The 2,598-nt window shown below is 71.0% G+C and carries 3 protein-coding genes; 1 reads left to right on the top strand and 2 read right to left on the bottom strand.

Annotated features, from left to right (window positions below):
- Window positions 1-242: 242 nt before the first annotated feature.
- The gene (locus QSG27_RS28460; RefSeq protein ID WP_306712157.1) at window positions 243-725 is read right to left on the bottom strand and encodes an MmcB family DNA repair protein; all 483 of its coding nucleotides are present in this window, start codon (window positions 723-725) and stop codon (window positions 243-245) included.
- Window positions 726-820: 95 nt separating this feature from the next.
- On the bottom strand, window positions 821-1,966 hold the full coding sequence (locus QSG27_RS28455) for a sensor histidine kinase (RefSeq protein WP_306712155.1): 1,146 nt from the start codon (window positions 1,964-1,966) through the stop codon (window positions 821-823).
- Between the two features lie 383 nt (window positions 1,967-2,349).
- Here QSG27_RS28455 and QSG27_RS28450 point away from each other — a divergent pair, with 383 nt between their 5' ends.
- On the top strand, window positions 2,350-2,574 hold the full coding sequence (locus QSG27_RS28450) for a hypothetical protein (RefSeq protein WP_306712154.1): 225 nt from the start codon (window positions 2,350-2,352) through the stop codon (window positions 2,572-2,574).
- Window positions 2,575-2,598 lie beyond the last annotated feature (24 nt).

Raw genomic sequence — 2,598 nt, 5'->3', positions numbered from 1 at the left:
GCCGGCCCCGGTGCCGGTCAGCAGCGCGGCCAGGGCCAGCGCGCCGATCCACGGGCCGCCGGCCCGCGGGGTTCGGCCCTTCCGCCGGTTCCCCGTCCCGTCGGCCGGCGCGGCATCCTGTGCGAGCATGTCCGTTCGCCCGTTCCCGTTCGCGGCGGAGCTTATACCGGCTTGGCGAGGCTTTGCCATGGGCCTTCGGTCACATATCGGGCGGTCACATATCGGCTGGTCGGCCGGCCATATCACACCGGCGAGCTGTCCTGGGTCCAGGACGGGTCCTCGATCCGGTGCAGCCGCGCGGCCCCGGTCAGGGCGGCGCGCAGGGTCAGCGCCTTGCGCCGCGCCGGGGCCAGCCGGTGTTCCGGCGCCTCGCGCAGGATTTCCGCGCCGTAGGCGTCGGCCACCATCAGCCCGCAGTCGCCGGGGATCAGCTCCGCCGGGAAGGCGTCGTCCACGGCGAAATAGAAGGCGTCGCACCAGTCCCGGTATTCCGGCCATTTCTGGTCGGACCGGAAATCGGCCACGCAGCTTTTCACCTCGACGATCACGACGGTGCCGGCGCCGTCCATCGCCAGGACGTCGGCCCGGCGCCCGCTGGCCAGCCGGAATTCCGCCATGGTGACGAAGCCGCGCGCGGCCAGCGCCCGGCGCACCCCGCGGAAGATGGGGACGGCGCCGCTCGCGGGAATCGGCGGCCCGTCGCCGTGCAACAGGATATCGGCCATTTTCAAAGGAACACTTCAGGAACGACAGCGGCACCATGACCCGGCGGCGCGGCTTTGCCAAGGGACTTTTGCCGGATCGCCGCTGCGCGAAAGGGTCAGGCGCGGGCGCCGGAATGGGTGATGCCGTGGGGGGCGGCGTGGGGCAGGCTGCGCCGCGCCGGGAACATCAGGATGGCGGTGGTGCCGGCGCCGGGCTCGCTGTACAGGTCCAACCGCCCGCCGTGCATCTCCATCAGCCGCTTGACCACGGGCAGCCCGATGCCCGCCCCGTTGGCGCCGCGGGGAGCGGTCATGCCGGCGCTGCCGAAGGGCTCCATGACGCGGGCCATCTCGTCCTCGGCGATGCCGGCGCCGGTGTCGGCCACCATCAGCCCGATCCCGCCGTCCGGCATCGGGCTGGCCGACAGCATCACCTGCCCGCCCGAGGGCGTGAACTTCACCGCGTTGGACAGCAGGTTGGTCAGCATCCGCTGAAGCGCCCGGGCGTCGCCGTAGAGAAGCGGCAGGTCGCCGGACAGATCCTCCCCGATGTCCACGCCGCGGGCCGCGGCCCGGTCGCCGACCTGGGCCAGCACCTGGCGGGCGGCGTCGGCCACGTTGATGGCCTCCTCCTGCATTTCGGTGCGGGCGGTCTCGCTCTGCGACAGGTCCAGGATGCCGTCGATCAGCGAGAGAAGATGCGTGCCGCTGGCGTGGATGTCCGCGGCGTAGCTGCGGTAGCGGGGCGAGCCCAGCGGGCCGAAGGTCTCCGCCAGAAGGACTTCGGAAAAGCCGAGCACCGCGTTCAGCGGGGTGCGCAGCTCGTGGCTCATATGCGCCAGGAACTCCGCCTTCGCCCGGTGGGCGCGGTCCGATTCCGGAACGGCGGGGATCTCCGGGCCAAGCTCCACAAGGGTGACGCAGACGGTGGGCGCTGCGATCCCGGCGTCGAAGGGCGCGGCGGCGATCCGCCAGCGCGCGCCGCCGGGGGCGATCACCAGACGGCGCACCGCCTGCTTCTCCGCCACGCATTCGGCCAGGCAGGCGAACAGCCCCGCCCCCTCGCCGTCCTGAAGATCGTCCGCGCGCAGCCGGCGCCCGGCCAGGGGGTGCCCGAACAGCCGCTCCGCCGCGCGGTTGGCGGTCAGCCATTCGAAGTCCTCCAGGACGCCGCCGCTGCCAGGGACCGCGGCCAGCACGCCCATGCCGTCGGCAAGGGCCGCCATCGCCGCGCCGGACAGACGGTCGCCGATCAAATCCACGCACCGCTCTGCGCCGGCCGGCGTCGCCGCCTTCGGTTGTCGGTCGCGGAAAGAGGTTTCGATCACGGCATCCATTGGTCGCATAGTCGAAAAGATTCGAAAAACATGCAACCGTCAAATTGCGACAATCCATCCATTTATTGTGAGGTTATCGCGTTTGTTCATCGCCTTTTCTTGACTTTTATATAAAAATGCGAGTAATTGTTCGGAAGGCAAGCGGCACGGGGCGCGGCGCGGCGGCCCCGGTGGGGGGTCGGACGAACGGCGGGCTTGATCCTGGGCGCCGGTTCCGTAGCCTGTCCGCAGGGGACCGCTTCCGGTCACCGCAGTTCAGGCGCCGATCAAGCGCCGATCAAGCGTGCACGCAGTGGGGGATGCCGCCCGTGACGAGCGAGGGAGCCAATCCGCAAGGCGCAGGACGGCGTGGCGCGGTCCTGGTCTTCGACGCCGACGACCGGCTGGCGGCCTGGAACGACGAGGCGGCGGCGCTGCCCGGCGCCGGCCTCCTTCTGGTCCGCGGCGCTCTGCCGGAGGCGCTGGCCCCCCTGTTCCGCAGCCCACGAACAGCACGCGGTCCACGAAATCGCCCTGGGCGACCACGGCGTTGAACACACCGTCCACCGCCGCGATGG

It is taken from the genome of Azospirillum isscasi (genome assembly GCF_030849505.1).
Taxonomy (GTDB): Bacteria; Pseudomonadota; Alphaproteobacteria; order Azospirillales; family Azospirillaceae; genus Azospirillum; species Azospirillum isscasi.
Note: the sequence above shows the minus strand (reverse complement) of the source record. Positions and strands in the feature narration are given on the sequence as shown.